Source organism: Campylobacter sp. BCW_6467, from assembly GCF_001762855.1.
Lineage (GTDB): Bacteria > Campylobacterota > Campylobacteria > Campylobacterales > Campylobacteraceae > Campylobacter_D > Campylobacter_D jejuni.
The window spans coordinates 19,052-35,410 of sequence record NZ_MJXP01000028.1 but is presented as its reverse complement, the minus strand read 5'-3'; the positions used below and the strand labels follow the sequence as shown (position 1 = coordinate 35,410).

Genomic DNA, 16,359 nt, shown 5'->3' with positions numbered 1-16,359 from the left:
AGCAAACTTGTATAAAGCAACGATAAATTATTTTTCTTCATTATAAGAAAAAATAGGTAAAGACCATTGATATTTGATAGCTAAAAGCCTTGCAATAACTCCTATAAAAAGAGTTAAAAGTGTGCAAACTAGAGCATTAAGCTCAAGCCACATTATTAGAGAATAATAGATTGCTCCTGCAATTATGGCAATTCCTGCATAAATTTCTTTTTGAAATACCAAAGGGATTCTCATACATAAAATATCTCTTAAAATTCCACCAAAAACACCCGTAATTACAGCAGCAGCAACGGCTATGATAAACCCATGATTTTGATCTATGGCTATTTGAGCTCCAAGTATGCTAAAAACAACAAGTCCTATAGCATCAAGAGTTAGAAATAAAGTTTCAAGTTTGGTTACTACACGTGGAATTTTTGTGGCTATAAGGGCGCAAAAACAGATTAAAATAATATATTCAGGATGTTTAACCCAAGTTAAAGGATAATGTCCTAAAAGCACATCTCGTATGCTTCCACCTCCAATTGCTGTTACGAGAGCAATAAAAATAACTCCAAAAAGGTCCATTTTATGGCGTCCTGCAGCTAAAGCCCCTGTCATTCCTTCTGCGGAAATACCTATGATATAAAGAGTGGTTATTGTAAGAGCATTTATCTCCATAATTTATACCTTAAAATTTATCACAATTTATTTGATACTGTTTAATATTTTCATCATTTACTTCGTGGTTTGGTACTTGATAGCATTCTTTAAATTTCGGAGTTTTAATAATTTTTACATAAAAACTTGGTATAGCAATACGGTTTTTAATGTATTGTGGTTCTTTATCGTAAAGTACTAAATTTAAAACTTCAATACTTTGAAATTTTAAAGCCAAATTTCTTTCTCTTTGTTCGATTTCATTCCAAATTATATTATTTATTTGCGCATTTTGTGGGGTAATATTACTCATTAAAAATACTGAATTTTGGGCAGCTTTACTAAAGCTAAAAGAAGCATTGGGTGCAGTGTGTCCTCGCGTGTAGCCGCTGTTTTTATAATCACTCCAAGTAGTGCGGTATTTTTTAGGAATATTTGTATCATCTTCAAAGCGAGGGCGTTTTTTAATTTGTTTATTTTTTAAATTTGAAGCTTCTACTTTATAAGCAACGGCTTTTGTACCTTTGAGTTTATAATCATAGCAATTTAGATAAAAAAACTTATCTAAGATTTGCGAGCAATTTATGTTGTTAAAATAAGAAGAAAAAACAGCACTAGGCTCGTAAGATTCTAAGGCGAAAATATTAAGAAATATAGCGAGTAAAAAGATGAAAATTTTCATTTAAGTTCCTTATCTTTACTTTTGCAAAGATGATTTAAAAAACATTCTTTACATAAAGGTTTTTTAGCTTTACAAGTGTAGCGTCCAAAAAGAACCATGGCTTGATGAAGATAGTTAAGATTATCTTTAAATATGCGTGTTAAATCTTCTTCTGTAGCTTCTGGAGTTTTTGCTTTGCTAAGTCCTAAGCGGTGAGAAACTCTAAAAACATGAGTATCTACAGCCATGAAATTTGCTCCACACCATTCTATTAAAACCACATGGGCGGTTTTTTGTCCCACGCCTGCTAAGGATTTTAATTTCTCTTCTTCAAGGGGAATTTCTCCGTCAAAATTTTCACAAACTGATTTTGCCATTTTTATAAGATTTTGTGCTTTATTATTAAAAAATGAACAAGTTTGTATGTAGGTTTTAAGGCTTGATAAATTTGCATTTGCAAGAGATTTGATATCAGGATAAGCTTTAAAAAGATCAGGAGTGATGAGATTAACTCTTTTATCAGTGCATTGGGCTGAAAGCATCACACAGACTAATAGTTCGTATAAATTTGAAAATTTAAGTTCTGTTACAGGTTTCTCAAAATGTTTTAAAAAAAGCTCTTTGATTTCTAAATTTCTTTTCATTTTTTAATTTTAGTTAATTAGCTTTAAACCAAGTTTAGATATAATCGATTTTATATACATTTTATTAAAAAGGAAACCCAATGAAAAAAATTTCTTTAGTTGCAGCAGCTTTGATTGCAGGTGTAGCTTTAAATGTAAATGCAGCTACAGTAGCCACTGTTAATGGCAAGAGCATTAGTGATACAGAAGTAAGTGAATTTTTTGCCCCTATGCTTAGAGGACAGGATTTTAAAACTTTGCCAGATAATCAAAAAAAAGCTCTTATTCAGCAGTATATTATGCAAGACTTAATTTTGCAAGATGCTAAAAAACAAAATTTAGAAAAAGATCCTTTATACACAAAAGAACTTGATCGTGCAAAAGATGCAATACTTGTTAATGTTTATCAAGAGAAAATTTTAAATACAATTAAAATTGATGCGGCTAAAGTTAAAGCTTTTTATGATCAAAATAAAGACAAATACGTAAAACCTGCGAGAGTGCAAGCAAAACATATCTTAGTAGCGACAGAAAAAGAAGCTAAGGATATTATTAACGAACTTAAAGGTTTAAAAGGTAAAGAACTAGATGCTAAATTTAGTGAGCTTGCTAAAGAGAAATCAATTGATCCAGGTTCAAAAAACCAAGGTGGTGAGCTTGGTTGGTTTGATCAATCAACTATGGTAAAGCCTTTTACAGATGCTGCTTTTGCACTTAAAAATGGTACTATTACTACAACTCCAATAAAAACGAATTTTGGCTATCATGTAATCTTAAAAGAAAATTCGCAGGCTAAAGGTCAAATCAAATTTGATGAAGTAAAACAAGGTATTGAAAACGGACTTAAATTTGAAGAATTTAAAAAAGTTATCAATCAAAAAGGCCAAGATCTTTTAAATAGTGCTAAAGTGGAATATAAATAATGGGTGTTTTAGACATTGTAAAAGCAGGGGTGATTAGCGGAGATGAGCTTAATAAAGTTTATGACTATGCTAAAGCAGAGGGTTTTGCTATCCCTGCTGTTAATGTTGTAGGAACTGATTCTATTAATGCAGTTTTAGAAGCTGCAAAAAAAGTTAACTCTCCAGTTATTATCCAGTTTTCAAATGGTGGGGCAAAATTTTATGCAGGGAAGAATTGTCCTAATGGAGAAGTTTTAGGTGCAATTAGTGGGGCTAAACATGTACATTTACTTGCTAAAGCTTATGGTGTACCTGTGATTTTACACACTGATCATGCCGCAAGAAAACTTTTGCCTTGGATTGATGGGCTTATTGAGGCAAATGCACAATATAAAAAAACCCATGGACAAGCTTTATTTAGTTCTCATATGCTTGATCTTAGCGAAGAAAGTTTAGAAGAAAATCTTAACACATGTGAAGTTTATCTTCAAAAACTTGATGCTTTAGGTGTCGCGCTTGAAATAGAACTAGGTTGTACAGGCGGTGAAGAAGATGGAGTGGATAATACAGGTATTGATAATTCCAAGCTTTATACCCAACCAGAAGATGTAGCACTTGCATATGAAAGACTTGGAAAAATTAGTGATAAATTTTCAATTGCAGCAAGCTTTGGAAATGTACATGGAGTTTACAAGCCAGGAAATGTTAGCTTACAACCTGAAATTTTAAAAAATTCACAAAAATTTGTAAAAGATAAATTTGCTTTAAATAGTGATAAGCCTATAAATTTTGTATTTCACGGCGGTAGTGGTAGTGAGCTAAAAGATATTAAAGATGCAGTAAGCTATGGCGTAATTAAGATGAATATTGACACAGATACCCAATGGGCTTTTTGGGATGGGGTACGTGAATATGAACTTAAAAATAGGGCTTATTTGCAAGGACAAATTGGAAATCCAGAAGGTGATGACAAGCCAAATAAAAAATACTATGATCCGCGTGTTTGGTTAAGGAGTGGTGAAGAAAGCATGATAAAGCGTCTTGAAGTCGCTTTTGAAGATTTAAACTGTATAAACAAAAACTAAGCATTTTAAAGGCTTAGTTTTATTTTGTTTTAAAAATTTTTATCAAATTAAGTAGCAATCTTTAAAATAAAATTTTTATTGAGGTATTGGTTTCATGGAGATTAAATCAGATGAAATTTCAGAACTTGTTTTGCCTGAAGGCAAAGATGCAAGAGGTTCTTTGGTTTATTTTAAAATTATTTTTATTCCAGCTTTTCTTTATATTTTGATTTTATTGGGTTATTTTAATGTAATTGACTTTAAGGTTGAATTACATACGGTTATTATGACAGGTGTGATTTTTTTTACAGCATTGATTTTTGCTAGACATAGTGCTGAGTATGCGTATAGTATTTTTGAACAACAAAAAGATGAATTTAAACAGGCTTTAAAAAGACATATTATGAGGCATTTTCTTGCCATAGGGAAAGACACGAAATCAAATGCCAATTTTGATGACTTTGCTTATGCATATATTAAAGGTGCAAGAAATGAGAACTTTGCCAGTATAGGTTCGGCAATTTTTCCAATGATGGGAATTTTAGGGACTTTTATCAGTATAGCTTTTTCAATGCCAAATTTTAGCTCTAGTAATACAGCTGCTTTAGAACAAGAAATTGCAGATTTGTTAAGTGGAGTAGGAACTGCTTTTTATGTTTCAATTTATGGAATTTTTCTTGCATTATGGTGGATGTTTTTTGAAAAATATGGTAAAAGTAAAATAGATCGTTTGCTAAATCGTCAAAAAAACGCCACAAGCGGATTTTTTTGGACAAAAGAAGAGCTTGATCAAAGATATTTAACCGAGAGTTTGCAACATTTTGAAAAAATTGGAGCAATTTTTAAACAAGTTAGTAATGATGATTTTTTTGCAGAGCTTGATCATGCTATTGATAGAAAATTTGGCATTTTTCAAGATATGCTAAATGTAGAAGAAAAGGCTATTAGATTAAGTAGTGAACACATCAAACAAACCATGGGTGAGCTTAGTAAAGCACAAAGAGATCAACGCGATCTTGGAAAGCTTTATAGTGAAATGTTAAATGGCATAGGTTTGCTCAATCAAAATTTGAAAGAAATCAATACAAGAATGTCAGAACAATATAATCGCTTGCTCGATATCAGTAGTGATAAAATTCATCATCTTGATAAGACGTTAAGTGCATTCGATGAAAAAGTAGAGCGTTTTGGTAAAAATTTTGAACTTTATGAAAAAGCAATGTTGGAAAGTCAAGAAAAGGTTTTTGAGGGATTTAAAGCAAGCTTGTTTGAAGGTATGCATAAATTTAAGGAAGTATATGAAGAAGAAAAAAGTATCGATGCTAAAATCAAAATGATGGATGAGCTTAAAAAAGAAATGAAAGCACTTGATGAAGAAACAAGTCAAATGATGAGTAAGCTTTCTGGGGATGAAAATCAGAATAAAAAAAATGAAACTAAACAAATAGAAGATTTTTCAGAGTCTAAGACTGAAGAAAATCAAGATAAAATTCAAGCAGAAATATCTAAGCAAGAAAGCAATAATGAACTAAAAAATGAAGATAAAGAAAATAAATGAAAAATGAGTCAAAAGAAGATAGCAATTTTTGGATAGCTTATGCTGATTTAATGGCGGGATTGCTGTTTGTTTTTATTTTGCTAATAGGAGCTATTGTTGTAAAATATGTTTTAACTCAAAGTGATTTAAAAGAAATCAAAGACAATCTCAATAAACAAGAGGCACGCTTAGAGGAGAGCAAAGAAGAGCTTAGAAATAAAGAAGCTATAGTGTTTAAACTAAGTTCTGATTTAAACAATGCTTCTAGTGCTTTAAATCTTGCTAATTCTCAAAAAGCAGAATTAGAGGCTAATATTACAAATTACAAGCAATTAAGCAAAGATTTAAACTCAACTTTAGATAATAAAGATAAGCAAATTTTGATTTTACTAGGTCAACTAGAGAAAAAAGATGAAGAGCTTAAAAATTTACAAGAAGATTTTCAAAAAGCTAAAGAAAAGGTGCAAAATCTTGGTTTGATTCGTGAAAATTTAAGCAAGGAATTACAAAGCAAACTTGATGATAATATCACTATAGATGAAAAGACAGGATCTATTGCTTTGCCTGCTGAAGTACTTTTTGATAAAGATTCTTATGTGTTAAAAAATGAGGCAAAGGCAAGTTTGAGAAAAATCTTAAGCGAATATTTTGATGCTATTCTTGAAGATCCAAAAATTTCTTCTAACATTGAAAATATCATTATTGAAGGACATACTGATAGTGATGGATCTTATATTTATAATTTAGATTTGTCGCAAAAAAGAGCTTATGAGGTGATGAATTTTATCTATACTTTTTATAAGAGTGATAAGCTTCAAAAGCTTTTAATGGCAAGTGGACGTTCTTTTTCAGATCCTGTGTTTGTCAACGGAGTTGAAGATAAGGATAAGAGTCGTCGCATAGAGATAAAATTTAGCATTAAAAATGATAATGCTTTAAAAGATGTAGAAAAATTCTTTGAATTTCATTAAAACAATTAGTCCTATACAAAAAATCAATTTTAACGGATTTGAATTTTATATTAAAAGAGATGATTTATTAGGGGAAATTAATGGAAATAAAGCTAGGAAACTTGCTTTTTATATCCATCAAAGATATCCTAAAAATCAATCTTTTGTAAGTTATGGAGGAAGCCAAAGTAATGCTTTGGCGGCATTAAGTATTTTTGCTAAACAAAGATCATGTAAGCTTGTTTTTGCTTGTGAAAAAATTTCTACTTTTCTTAAGAATAATCCTTGTGGAAACTATGCTTTAGCTTTAGAAAATGGTGTTGATTTTGTAGAAAATATCCATTCTTTATCCTTAAAGCAATTTGCTTTGTCTTTGTGTAAAAAAGATGATATTTTTATAGAACAAGGCATAGCTAATTTAGAAGCTCAATATGGCTATATGGAACTTGCTCAAGAAATTCAAATGCAAAGTCAAAGTTTAAAGCTTGATTTTGATATTTTTTTACCTTCGGGTACAGGCACTTCGGCAGCTTTTTTGGCAAAGTATTCTAAATTTAAAGTATTTACTTGCGCTTGTGTAGGTGATATTAAATATCTTAAAAAACAAATTTTAACATTAGATCCAAGCTATGATTTTTCAAATTTAGAATTTTTAACAAGTGATAAAAAATATCACTTTGCTAAGCCGTATAAAGAATTTTATGAGCTTTATATGGATTTAAAGTTAAAGTGCAATATAGAATTTGACTTGTTGTATGATATTTTAGGATTAAGTATAGCATTAAAACAAGAGTGGAAAAAACCATTGCTTTATATACATCAAGGTGGAATTTTAGGAAATTCCACTATGTTAGAGAGATATAAATTTAAAAAATTAGTTTAAAATTCCATAGATAAAAATGATTAAAATAATCAAAGGTACTATATATTTTACATAATAAAACCAAATTCCAAACCATGGACTTTTAAGTGTATCGTTATTGCTAAGTTCTTTTAAACTTTCTTGTTTGCCTAAAATCCAACCTACATAAATGCAGCAAAAAAATGCAGTTAAAACAAACAAAATATTTCCACTAATGAAATCAAAACTATCAAAAATGTTTTTTCCTTTGATGATAACAATGTCACGCCAAGGCCCATAAGTTAGAATACAAGGAAGATTGCCAAGTATGAAGATAAACCCTAGAGTTAGGTTAATAGAAAGATTTTTAGAATATTTAAATTTTTCTTCTAATACGCTAATAATAACTTGATAAATTGGCAAGCTTGTGGTTAAAGCTGCAATCAAGAGTAAGACAAAAAATAAAATACACACAATGGTACCAAAATGGATATGAGAAAATGCTATAGGTAAAGTTTCAAAAACCAAAGAAGGCCCGCTATCTGGAGCAAGTCCTGCTGAGAAAAGTGCTGGAAAAATCATAAAACCAGCCAAAACAGCTATAATGGTATTTAAAACCCCTGTATAAATAGCGGTTTTTGCCATATTTTCATTTTTATTAAGATGAGATGAAAGTGTTATCATCACCCCAAAACCTAGGGATAAAGCAAAAAAGACTTGCCCTAAAACATCGATTAAAAGTTTTGATGATAAAATTTTACTAAAATCAGGTTCAAGATAAAATTTAACTCCAGCCATAGCTCCATCAAGGGTTAAATTGCGTCCCACAACAATAATAAGACAGATAAATAATAAAGGCATTAAAAATTTGACGGATTTTTCTATACCATCTATAATGCCTCTTTTTAAAATAATATAATTAATAATTACAAAAACAGTGGTAAAAATACCAACTCCTAAAGGATTGAAGGCTATTTTGTCGTTAAAAAACTGATGAGTAAATTCTTTGCTTGCTACATTGGCAAGACTAAAATTCCCTAGGGTTAATTCCCAAATATAAACTAAAACCCATCCTCCAAGTACCATGTAGTAAGCCATTATGCCAAAGCTTCCTAAAAGTCCCATATATCCAATACTTTGCCATTTTTGTTTGAAAGCATCTACGCTATTTGTCATTGCTTTTCTGCCTATGACATTTTCAACTAAAATAACAGGAATGCCTATGATAATCATAGCTATACAAAAAACTAATACATAAGCACCGCCACCATTTTCTCCTACAAGATAGGGAAAACGCCAAGTTGCTCCAAATCCTATGGTTGCTCCAGCAACTGTTAGAATATAAGTTAGTGTGCTACTCCATGTTTGTCTTTGCATGATTATCCTTTCGAAAAAGAATTATTTTACCTAAAAATAACTTTAAAAACTTATAAGCTATCCATATAGCTTATATCGTAAGTATTTTTTAAGCGTTTGTGTATCGTTTCGTGCCAATTTTGAGATATGAGAGAGTTTAATTTTTCTAATTTATCTAAAAAATCGGATTTTGTCTAAGAGCTTGATGTGGGGAGTAAAAAAGTTGACTGAGTTCAAATACACTAAGTGAAGTAGAATTTTTTTCTAAAATTTTAATGTTTTCATGCTTTCGTATTTGTCCAACTTGTAAAACTTTATAATACCATCCACTCAAGCCCGTTTTAAAAATTTCATGTGTAAAATTTGGATTATTGTGAATTTTAGAAATTTTTACACAAGGTTTTCTAGGTTCGCTTACTTGCAGTATTGCATTTGAAATTTGATGTATATCACCTATGCAAACATTTTGTTCACAAAGCCCATTGATGCTCAAATTTTCACCCATTGAGCCAAAATTTAGCTTTTTATTAAGAAATCTTTCTCATATAGGATAGTTTTGACAAGAGTTGGTAAAAATACCTTATGGTAGCCTCCATGATGAATTTTATTAGCTATTTGATCATCTAAAATACCTAGAAAATCAATTTGTGTTTTTTAGGTAAATATCTTTAATAAATGCGTTTTGGAAATTTTTATAGTTTTTAATTTTCCCTATTTGCAAACTTTGAATTTTCATGGTTCTAGTTTTTTTAATAAATCATCAGCACTGATAAAACCCGTGATTTTTAATTTTTCTTTTCCATTTTCAAAGAAAATTAAAACAGGTGGGCCAAAAACATTAAATTCTTTCATGGTTTTAATTTGTTCATTATTATTTTCGCTTACATCAACTTTGATAAGTTTGTAATTTTGCATTTTTTGTATGATTCTTTCATCGCTAAAGGTTAATTCATCTAAAAGTTTGCAATTTTCACACCAAGATGCAGTAAAATCAAGCATTATGGGCTTTGTATTTGTTTGTATTTCTTGCTTTAATTGTTCAAAATTGTTGATATAATCATAGCTTAAAGTAGGTTTTGAGGCAGATATAGTATTGAAATTTAAAGGATTTAAGAAATTTTTAGCCCCAAAAAGTCCCCCTAGGAAAATACTTAGAGAATAAGCTAAAATAAGAATTAAAATACTTTTTTTAATTTTAGAAATTATTGTAAAACTTTTTTCAAAAATTCCCATAAAAACACTAAAAAATACACCTAAAATTCCATAGGCAATTAAAATGTAATTTTCTTCAATAATTCTAGAAAGTATCCAAATAGTCATAGCCAACATAACAAAACCAAAGAAAATTTTTACTTTTTCCATCCAAAAACCAGGTTTAATAAAACCTAATCCTAAGCCTATGAAAAGCAAAGGTATACCCATGCCAAAACTCATGATAAAAAGCGCACTACCACCTAATAAAGCATTGCCTGTATTGGCTATATAAATTAAAGCACCTGCTAAAGGGGCTGCTACGCAAGGACCTACTATTAAAGCAGATAAAAATCCCATAATAGCTATACCTACAACTCCCTTTCCTTTTTCGCTTTTTTTATGTATAAAGGTTTGAAATCTTAATGGCAATTCAAAACGAAAAGCTCCAAACATAGCAAAAGCAAAAGCTATGAAAATTAGAGCAAAAAGTATTAAAATAATAGGTTTTTGTAAAATTCCTTGAATACTTGCTCCTAGAAAACTTGCTATAACTCCAGCAATAGCATAGGCTAAAGACATGAAAAAAACATAGATAAAAGAGAGAAAAAAACTATGTTTTTTTGAAAATTTAGCATTACTTTTTGCTACGATAAGAGAAGATAAAATCGGAATCATAGGTAAAATACAAGGTGTTAAGGAGAGTAAAAGTCCATAGCCAAAAAAACTTAGCAAAATCCAAAAAAAGTTATCTGTTGCTAAAAAATTTGCTATAGAGCTTTCTTCAGATTCAATTTTAGTTTTTTTATCTGTTTTTTGAGTTTTGTAAGGTTTTGAAATTTCAAAAGCATCTTTTTTAGAAATGAGATCAAAGTACCAAGTTTGAGGATTATAACACAAGCCTTGTTCAGAACAACCTTGAAATTCGAGTTTGATTAAATTTGTGGTATTTTTTGCAAAGCGCTCTAGTAGTAAATTTGGCAAAGCTAAATTTAATTTTTGATAATAAACATTTTCATTGCCTCTTGTAGAGCTTTGAGGTAGATTAATCAAAGAACTTATATCTTTTTCGTTTATATATAATTTAAGTTTATTAGAATAAAGATAAATATCTTTTCCAAGTTCAATATCAATTGAGATAGAATTATTATAAGAGTTTGATTTTACATTAAAAGCTTCATTTAAAGACAATATAGAAGCAAAACATAAGCAAAAACTTAATAAAATAATACCAAAAATACGCATAAATTTCCTAAAAACTTATTTTTCCTTTATCTTTAGCTTCAATTATAATTTATTATGATAAATTTACTTTAAATACTTTATAAAGGTTTGAAAATGCAAGAAAATAATTCTTCAAAAACACAAGGGGCTGTTAAAAAGAATGAAATTTATATTTCTGTTAAAAGAAAGAAAAGTACAATAGAATATGAAAAAGATTTAAAGAATTTGCAAATTGAGCTTTTGAAATTTCAAAATCATGTTAAAGCCAAGGGTTTAAAGGTTCTTATACTTATAGAAGGACGCGATGCAGCTGGAAAAGGTGGGGCGATTAAACGTTTGATTGAGCATTTAAACCCGCGTGGTTGCCGCGTTGTGGCTCTTGAAAAACCTAGTGATGTGGAAAAAACACAGTGGTATTTTCAGCGTTATATAGCACATTTGCCCTCGGCCGGTGAGATTGTGATTTTTGACAGATCTTGGTATAATCGTGCAGGAGTAGAACCGGTTATGGGTTTTTGTACACCGCAACAACATAAAGATTTTTTAAGAGAAGTGCCTTTGTTTGAAAATATGATTTCAAATAGTGATATTATTTTTTTTAAATTTTATTTTTCAGTATCAAAAGACGAGCAAAAAAAACGTTTTGAAAAACGCCGAAGTGATCCACTTAAACAATATAAATTATCTCCTGTAGATCAAAAATCACAAGAATTATGGGATAAATATACTTTAGCTAAATACTCTATGCTTTTAGCATCTAATACTCCAACTTGTCCTTGGACTATTATTTCTTCAGATGATAAGAAAAAAGCAAGATTAAATTTATTGCGTTTTATACTTTCTAAGGTAGAATATCCAAATAAAAAAACTGGAGATTTTTCCAAAATTGATGCAAAATTAGTGCGTAGTGGAGAAGAAGAAATACGAAAAATGGAGGCGAATTTGGAAAAACTTGACAGTAAAAAAGCAGATGAGAAAATAAAAGATTTAGATTAAGGAAAAGAATGCATAAGCTGGTTGAAAATTTAGCACTAAAGTACTATGATAAAGTAGTTGATTTAAGACATCAAATTCATATGCATCCTGAGCTTGAATTTGAAGAAGAAAATACAGCTCATTTAGTGTGTAAAATTTTAGATGAGTTTGGCATTAAATATCAAAAAAATATTGCAAAAACAGGAATTTTAGCTATTATAGAAGGAAAAAAGAAGAGTCAGAAAAAACCAAAATGTGTTCTTTTAAGAGCGGATATGGATGCTTTGCCTGTGCAAGAAAAAACTAATCTAAGTTATGCTTCAAAAATTGATGGTAAGATGCACGCATGTGGACATGATGGACATACAGCAGGGCTTTTGGGAGCTGCTTTGATATTAAATGAACTTAAAGATGAATTTTGTGGCACGATTAAGTTTATGTTTCAGCCCGCAGAAGAGGGAAGCGGTGGAGCTAAACCTATGATAGAATCAGGTGTATTGGAAAATCCTTATGTTGATGCAGTTTTTGGTTGTCATTTATGGGGGCCTTTGCTTGAAAATACTGCTCAAATTGTAAGTGGTGAAATGATGGCTGGAACGGATATTTTTGATTTGGAATTTATTGGCAGAGGAGGACATGGAGCTCATCCGCACACTTGTATAGATCCTATAATTATGGCAACGCAATTTGTAAATAATATACAAAGTGTTGTTTCTAGGCGTTTAGCCCCTTGTGAAGCAGGGGTGATTACCGTAGGTCAAATTTGTGCAGGAACTACTTATAATGTTATTCCTACAAATGCTTATTTAAAAGGAACCGTGCGTTTTTTAAATGATAAAACACAAGATATTTTAAAAAGTTCTCTAGAAGAAGTGGCTGCTGCTACAGCAAAATCTAATGGTGGAGATTATAAGCTTAAATATACTAAAGAATTTCCTCCATTGATTAATGATGAAAAAGCTGCTTTAATAGCAAGAAAAGCTTTTGCAAAGGTCTTAGGAGAAGAAAATATCATTGTTTCTTCTAAACCTGACATGGGGGCTGAAGATTTTGCTTTTTTAACACGAGAAAGAATGGGAGCTTATGTATTTGTTGGAATTTCAAAGGATTTAAATCATCCAGCTTTGCACCATAGTTCTACTTTTTGTTGGGATGATGAAAATTTAAAAGTTTTAATGCAGGGTGATGTGATGATGGCTTTAGAATTTTTAAATTTATAAAGTAGAATTAAAAATTCACAAAAAATTCACAAAAAATGAGTAAAATTTAATCTTGATTTTTCTTTAGGATTTGTTATTATGAAAAAGAAGATTGTTTTAATCATTTTAATTGCAATACTTGGAAGTGTTGGGGCTTATTTTATTTTTTTTAATAATGATGAAAAAATCAGCTATTTAACTCAAAAAATACAAAAAAAAGATATATCTCAAACCATAGAGGCAGTAGGAAAGGTATATGCCAAAGATCAAGTTGATGTGGGTGCTCAAGTTAGCGGACAAATTATAAAACTTTATGTGGATGTGGGAACTCATGTAAAGCAAGGTGATTTGATCGCTCAAATTGACAAAGATAAACAACAAAACGATTTAGATATTACAAAAGCTCAGCTTGAAAGCGCTAAGGCTAATTTAGAGAGTAAAAAAGTTGCTCTTGAGATTGCGAGTAAGCAGTATCAAAGAGAGCAAAAACTTTATGCAGCTAAAGCAAGTTCTCTTGAAAATTTAGAAACTCAAAAAAATAATTATTATACTTTAAAAGCTAATGTTGCAGAGCTTAATGCTCAAGTAGTTCAGCTTGAAATCACTCTTAAAAATGCACAAAAAGATTTAGGTTATACAACCATTACTGCTCCTATGGATGGTGTTGTGATTAATGTAGCTGTAGATGAAGGACAAACAGTTAATGCTAATCAAAACACTCCTACTATAGTCCGTATAGCTAATTTAGACGAAATGGAAGTAAGAATGGAAATAGCAGAGGCTGATGTGAGTAAGATAAAAGTAGGAACAGAGCTTGATTTTTCTTTGCTTAATGATCCTCAAAAAACTTATCATGCTAAGATTGCAAGTATAGATCCAGCTGATACTGAAGTGAGTGATTCTAGTACAAGCTCAAGCTCATCAAGTTCGAGTTCTTCAAGCTCAAGCTCATCAAATGCTATTTATTATTACGCAAAATTTTGTGTAGCCAATAAAGATGATTTTTTGCGTATTGGTATGAGTATACAAAATGAAATTGTTGTAGCAAGTGCAAAAGCTGTTTTAGCAGTGCCAACTTATGCAATTAAAAGCGATCCAAAAGGCTATTATGTTGAAATTTTAGAAAATCAAAAAGCTGTTAAAAAATATGTCAAACTTGGCATTAAAGATTCTATCAATACTCAAATTTTAGAAGGTGTAAATGAAAATGAAGAATTGATAGTAAGCTCAAGTGCTGATGGCTTAGCTCCTAAAATGAAGTTGAGATTTTAATGATTTTTCTTAAAAATATTTGCAAAAATATAGGCGAAAATGCCATTTTAAAAAATGTAAGTTTAAGTATAGAAAAAGGTGAATTTGTTGCCATTATAGGACAAAGTGGAAGTGGTAAAACTTCACTTTTAAATATCATAGGAACATTAGATACGCCAAGTAGTGGAACTTATATTTTTGATGAATATGAAGTCACTAAACTTAATAACGATGAAAAAGCAAGATTAAGGCGTGAAAAAATAGGCTTTATATTTCAAAGATATAATCTTTTAAGCTTGCTGAGTGCTAAAGAAAATGTCTCTTTACCTGCAGTTTATGCGGGAAAAAATTTACAAGAAAGGAGTCAAAACGCTAAAAAACTTTTAAATGATTTAGAATTAGCTCATAAGTTAGATTCTAAACCGAATGAATTAAGCGGAGGACAGCAACAACGCGTTTCTATAGCAAGAGCTTTAATGAATGGTGGAGAGCTTATTTTGGCTGATGAGCCAACGGGAGCTTTGGATAGTAAAAGCGGTATTATGGTGCTTGAAATTTTACAAAAACTTAATACACAAGGTCATACTATAGTCTTAGTAACTCACGATCCAAAAATCGCAGCACAAGCTAAAAGGGTTATAGAGATTAAAGATGGAGAAATTTTAAGCGATACTAAAAAGGAAAAAGCTCAAGAAAAACTTATTTTAAAAACAATGTCTAAAGAGAAAAAAACACTTACTTTGCTTAAAAATCAAGCCTTTGAGTGTTTTAAGATAGCTTATTCTTCCATACTTGCGCACAAACTTCGTTCTATTTTAACTATGCTTGGAATCATCATAGGTATTGCTTCTGTAGTTTGTGTTGTAGCTTTAGGATTAGGCTCTCAAGCTAAAGTGCTTGAGTCTATTGCAAGACTTGGGACAAATACTATTGAAATTCGCCCTGGAAAGGGGTTTGGGGATTTGCGTTCGGGTAAAACAAGGCTTAATTTTAGTGATTTAGAAACGCTAAGATCTTTAGAATATTTAGAAGCAGTTGATGCTCATTCAAATACTTCAGGTGTGGCAACTTATACTAATATTTCTTTAAGTGCAAGAGCTGAAGGAGTGGGGGTAAATAATTTTGCTATAGAAGGTTTAAGGATAGATGCGGGAAGAATTTTAAATAATGATGATGTAAAAAATAGTACCAATGTTGCTGTGCTAGATTTTAATGCTAAAAAAAATCTTTTTCCTAATGAAAAAAGTGAAAATATTTTAGGTCGTGTGGTGCTTTTTAATTCTCAACCTTTTAAGATTATAGGAGTTTTGCAAAAAGATACAGACAAGCCTATAGAAGATAATGTAGTGCGTCTTTATATACCCTATACAACACTGATGAATAAGCTTACAGGAGATAGAAATTTGCGTGAAATCATAGTTAAGGTTAAAGATGATGTGAGTTCAACTTTGGCTGAAAATGCTATCATAAGAATTTTAGAAATTAAACGCGGACAAAAGGATTTTTTTACTTTTAATTCTGACACCTTTAAGCAAGCTATTACAGCAAATAAACGCACTACAACGATACTTACAGCTTGTGTGGCTGTGATTGCTTTGATTGTTGGGGGTATAGGAGTGATGAATATCATGCTTGTTTCTGTAAGTGAAAGAACAAGAGAAATAGGCATACGTATGGCTATAGGAGCTAGAAGAGAAGATATTATGATGCAGTTTTTAATTGAAGCGGTTATGATTTGTACTATAGGGGCGATTTTGGGTGTGATTTTATCGATTTTTATTATTTTTGCTTTTAATACCTTAAGTACGGATTTTCCTATGATTTTAAATGCCTATTCTGTGCTTTTGGGGCTTTTAAGTTCTATGTTTATCGGTGTGGTTTTTGGTTTTTTCCCTGCAAGAAATGCAGCAAATTTAAATCCTATTAGTGCATTATCAAAGGAATGA

Annotated in this window: 14 protein-coding genes and 1 pseudogene; 9 read left to right on the top strand and 6 right to left on the bottom strand. The window is 30.7% G+C overall.

All coding sequences use genetic code 11. The features are described from left to right. Positions 1-27 precede the first annotated feature (27 nt). Genes AJ888_RS04700 through nth form a run of 3 tightly spaced genes read right to left on the bottom strand, consistent with a single transcriptional unit; the run spans position 28 to position 1,944 of the window. Positions 28-660: a trimeric intracellular cation channel family protein gene (locus AJ888_RS04700; protein WP_002861298.1), complete on the bottom strand. Its 633-nt coding sequence runs from the start codon at positions 658-660 to the stop codon at positions 28-30. Between the two features lie 10 nt (positions 661-670). Continuing rightward, positions 671-1,321, bottom strand: coding sequence for a DNA/RNA non-specific endonuclease (locus tag AJ888_RS04695; RefSeq protein WP_044780003.1), 651 nt, complete (start codon positions 1,319-1,321; stop codon positions 671-673). Continuing rightward, positions 1,318-1,944 (bottom strand): endonuclease III, encoded by a 627-nt coding sequence (nth, locus tag AJ888_RS04690; RefSeq protein WP_044779333.1) that lies wholly within the window; start codon positions 1,942-1,944, stop codon positions 1,318-1,320. Before nth ends, AJ888_RS04695 begins: the two co-directional genes overlap by 4 nt. Before the next feature lie 80 nt (positions 1,945-2,024). Between nth and peb4 the strand changes: the two genes are divergently transcribed. The 5 genes from peb4 (at position 2,025) to AJ888_RS04665 (ending at position 7,259) form a co-directional block, all read left to right on the top strand. Next, positions 2,025-2,846, top strand: coding sequence for a peptidylprolyl isomerase PEB4 (gene peb4 / locus AJ888_RS04685; RefSeq protein WP_002931939.1), 822 nt, complete (start codon positions 2,025-2,027; stop codon positions 2,844-2,846). Next, positions 2,846-3,910 (top strand): class II fructose-bisphosphate aldolase, encoded by a 1,065-nt coding sequence (fbaA, locus tag AJ888_RS04680; RefSeq protein ID WP_002861302.1) that lies wholly within the window; start codon positions 2,846-2,848, stop codon positions 3,908-3,910. Before peb4 ends, fbaA begins: the two co-directional genes overlap by 1 nt. A gap of 94 nt (positions 3,911-4,004) precedes the next feature. After that, the gene (locus AJ888_RS04675; RefSeq protein WP_002861303.1) at positions 4,005-5,447 is read left to right on the top strand and encodes a MotA/TolQ/ExbB proton channel family protein; all 1,443 of its coding nucleotides are present in this window, start codon (positions 4,005-4,007) and stop codon (positions 5,445-5,447) included. Further along, the gene (locus AJ888_RS04670) at positions 5,444-6,397 is read left to right on the top strand and encodes an OmpA family protein (protein WP_070296150.1); all 954 of its coding nucleotides are present in this window, start codon (positions 5,444-5,446) and stop codon (positions 6,395-6,397) included. Before AJ888_RS04675 ends, AJ888_RS04670 begins: the two co-directional genes overlap by 4 nt. Beyond that, complete coding sequence (locus AJ888_RS04665) at positions 6,384-7,259, top strand: 1-aminocyclopropane-1-carboxylate deaminase/D-cysteine desulfhydrase (protein ID WP_044779328.1); 876 nt, start codon at positions 6,384-6,386, stop codon at positions 7,257-7,259. The genes AJ888_RS04670 and AJ888_RS04665 overlap by 14 nt, the downstream gene beginning before the upstream one ends. Here the strand turns inward: AJ888_RS04665 and AJ888_RS04660 are convergent. The 3 genes and pseudogenes from AJ888_RS04660 to dsbD all read right to left on the bottom strand — a co-directional run bounded on the left by AJ888_RS04660 (position 7,251) and on the right by dsbD (position 11,009). Next, a complete protein-coding gene (locus AJ888_RS04660; RefSeq protein WP_070296149.1) occupies positions 7,251-8,594 on the bottom strand; it encodes a sodium-dependent transporter in 1,344 nt (447 codons plus the stop codon). The genes AJ888_RS04665 and AJ888_RS04660 overlap by 9 nt on opposite strands. Positions 8,595-8,644: 50 nt before the next feature. Then, positions 8,645-9,309, bottom strand: a pseudogene (locus AJ888_RS04655) (MOSC domain-containing protein). Continuing rightward, positions 9,306-11,009: a protein-disulfide reductase DsbD gene (gene dsbD, locus AJ888_RS04650; RefSeq protein ID WP_002861307.1), complete on the bottom strand. Its 1,704-nt coding sequence runs from the start codon at positions 11,007-11,009 to the stop codon at positions 9,306-9,308. The pseudogene AJ888_RS04655 and the gene dsbD overlap by 4 nt, the downstream one beginning before the upstream one ends. 93 nt (positions 11,010-11,102) lie before the next feature. Between dsbD and ppk2 the strand changes: the two genes are divergently transcribed. The 4 genes from ppk2 (at position 11,103) to AJ888_RS04630 (ending at position 16,359) form a co-directional block, all read left to right on the top strand. Beyond that, positions 11,103-11,984: a polyphosphate kinase 2 gene (ppk2, locus tag AJ888_RS04645; RefSeq protein WP_002861308.1), complete on the top strand. Its 882-nt coding sequence runs from the start codon at positions 11,103-11,105 to the stop codon at positions 11,982-11,984. Positions 11,985-11,992: 8 nt separating this feature from the next. Beyond that, the gene (locus AJ888_RS04640) at positions 11,993-13,183 is read left to right on the top strand and encodes a M20 family metallopeptidase (RefSeq protein WP_002861309.1); all 1,191 of its coding nucleotides are present in this window, start codon (positions 11,993-11,995) and stop codon (positions 13,181-13,183) included. A 78-nt stretch (positions 13,184-13,261) separates the two neighbouring features. Next, a complete protein-coding gene (locus AJ888_RS04635) occupies positions 13,262-14,434 on the top strand; it encodes an efflux RND transporter periplasmic adaptor subunit (protein ID WP_002861310.1) in 1,173 nt (390 codons plus the stop codon). Beyond that, positions 14,434-16,359: an ABC transporter permease gene (locus AJ888_RS04630; RefSeq protein WP_002861311.1), complete on the top strand. Its 1,926-nt coding sequence runs from the start codon at positions 14,434-14,436 to the stop codon at positions 16,357-16,359. The genes AJ888_RS04635 and AJ888_RS04630 overlap by 1 nt, the downstream gene beginning before the upstream one ends.

Coding starts and splice junctions, on each gene's coding strand:
- AJ888_RS04670 (WP_070296150.1), top strand. CDS start 5,444: ATGAAAAATGAGTCAAAAGAAGATAGCAATTTTTGGATAGCTTATGCT.
- AJ888_RS04675 (WP_002861303.1), top strand. CDS start 4,005: ATGGAGATTAAATCAGATGAAATTTCAGAACTTGTTTTGCCTGAAGGC.
- nth (WP_044779333.1), bottom strand. CDS start 1,944: ATGAAAAGAAATTTAGAAATCAAAGAGCTTTTTTTAAAACATTTTGAG.
- AJ888_RS04700 (WP_002861298.1), bottom strand. CDS start 660: ATGGAGATAAATGCTCTTACAATAACCACTCTTTATATCATAGGTATT.
- AJ888_RS04630 (WP_002861311.1), top strand. CDS start 14,434: ATGATTTTTCTTAAAAATATTTGCAAAAATATAGGCGAAAATGCCATT.
- AJ888_RS04660 (WP_070296149.1), bottom strand. CDS start 8,594: ATGCAAAGACAAACATGGAGTAGCACACTAACTTATATTCTAACAGTT.
- dsbD (WP_002861307.1), bottom strand. CDS start 11,009: ATGCGTATTTTTGGTATTATTTTATTAAGTTTTTGCTTATGTTTTGCT.
- peb4 (WP_002931939.1), top strand. CDS start 2,025: ATGAAAAAAATTTCTTTAGTTGCAGCAGCTTTGATTGCAGGTGTAGCT.
- AJ888_RS04695 (WP_044780003.1), bottom strand. CDS start 1,321: ATGAAAATTTTCATCTTTTTACTCGCTATATTTCTTAATATTTTCGCC.
- AJ888_RS04640 (WP_002861309.1), top strand. CDS start 11,993: ATGCATAAGCTGGTTGAAAATTTAGCACTAAAGTACTATGATAAAGTA.
- AJ888_RS04635 (WP_002861310.1), top strand. CDS start 13,262: ATGAAAAAGAAGATTGTTTTAATCATTTTAATTGCAATACTTGGAAGT.
- ppk2 (WP_002861308.1), top strand. CDS start 11,103: ATGCAAGAAAATAATTCTTCAAAAACACAAGGGGCTGTTAAAAAGAAT.
- fbaA (WP_002861302.1), top strand. CDS start 2,846: ATGGGTGTTTTAGACATTGTAAAAGCAGGGGTGATTAGCGGAGATGAG.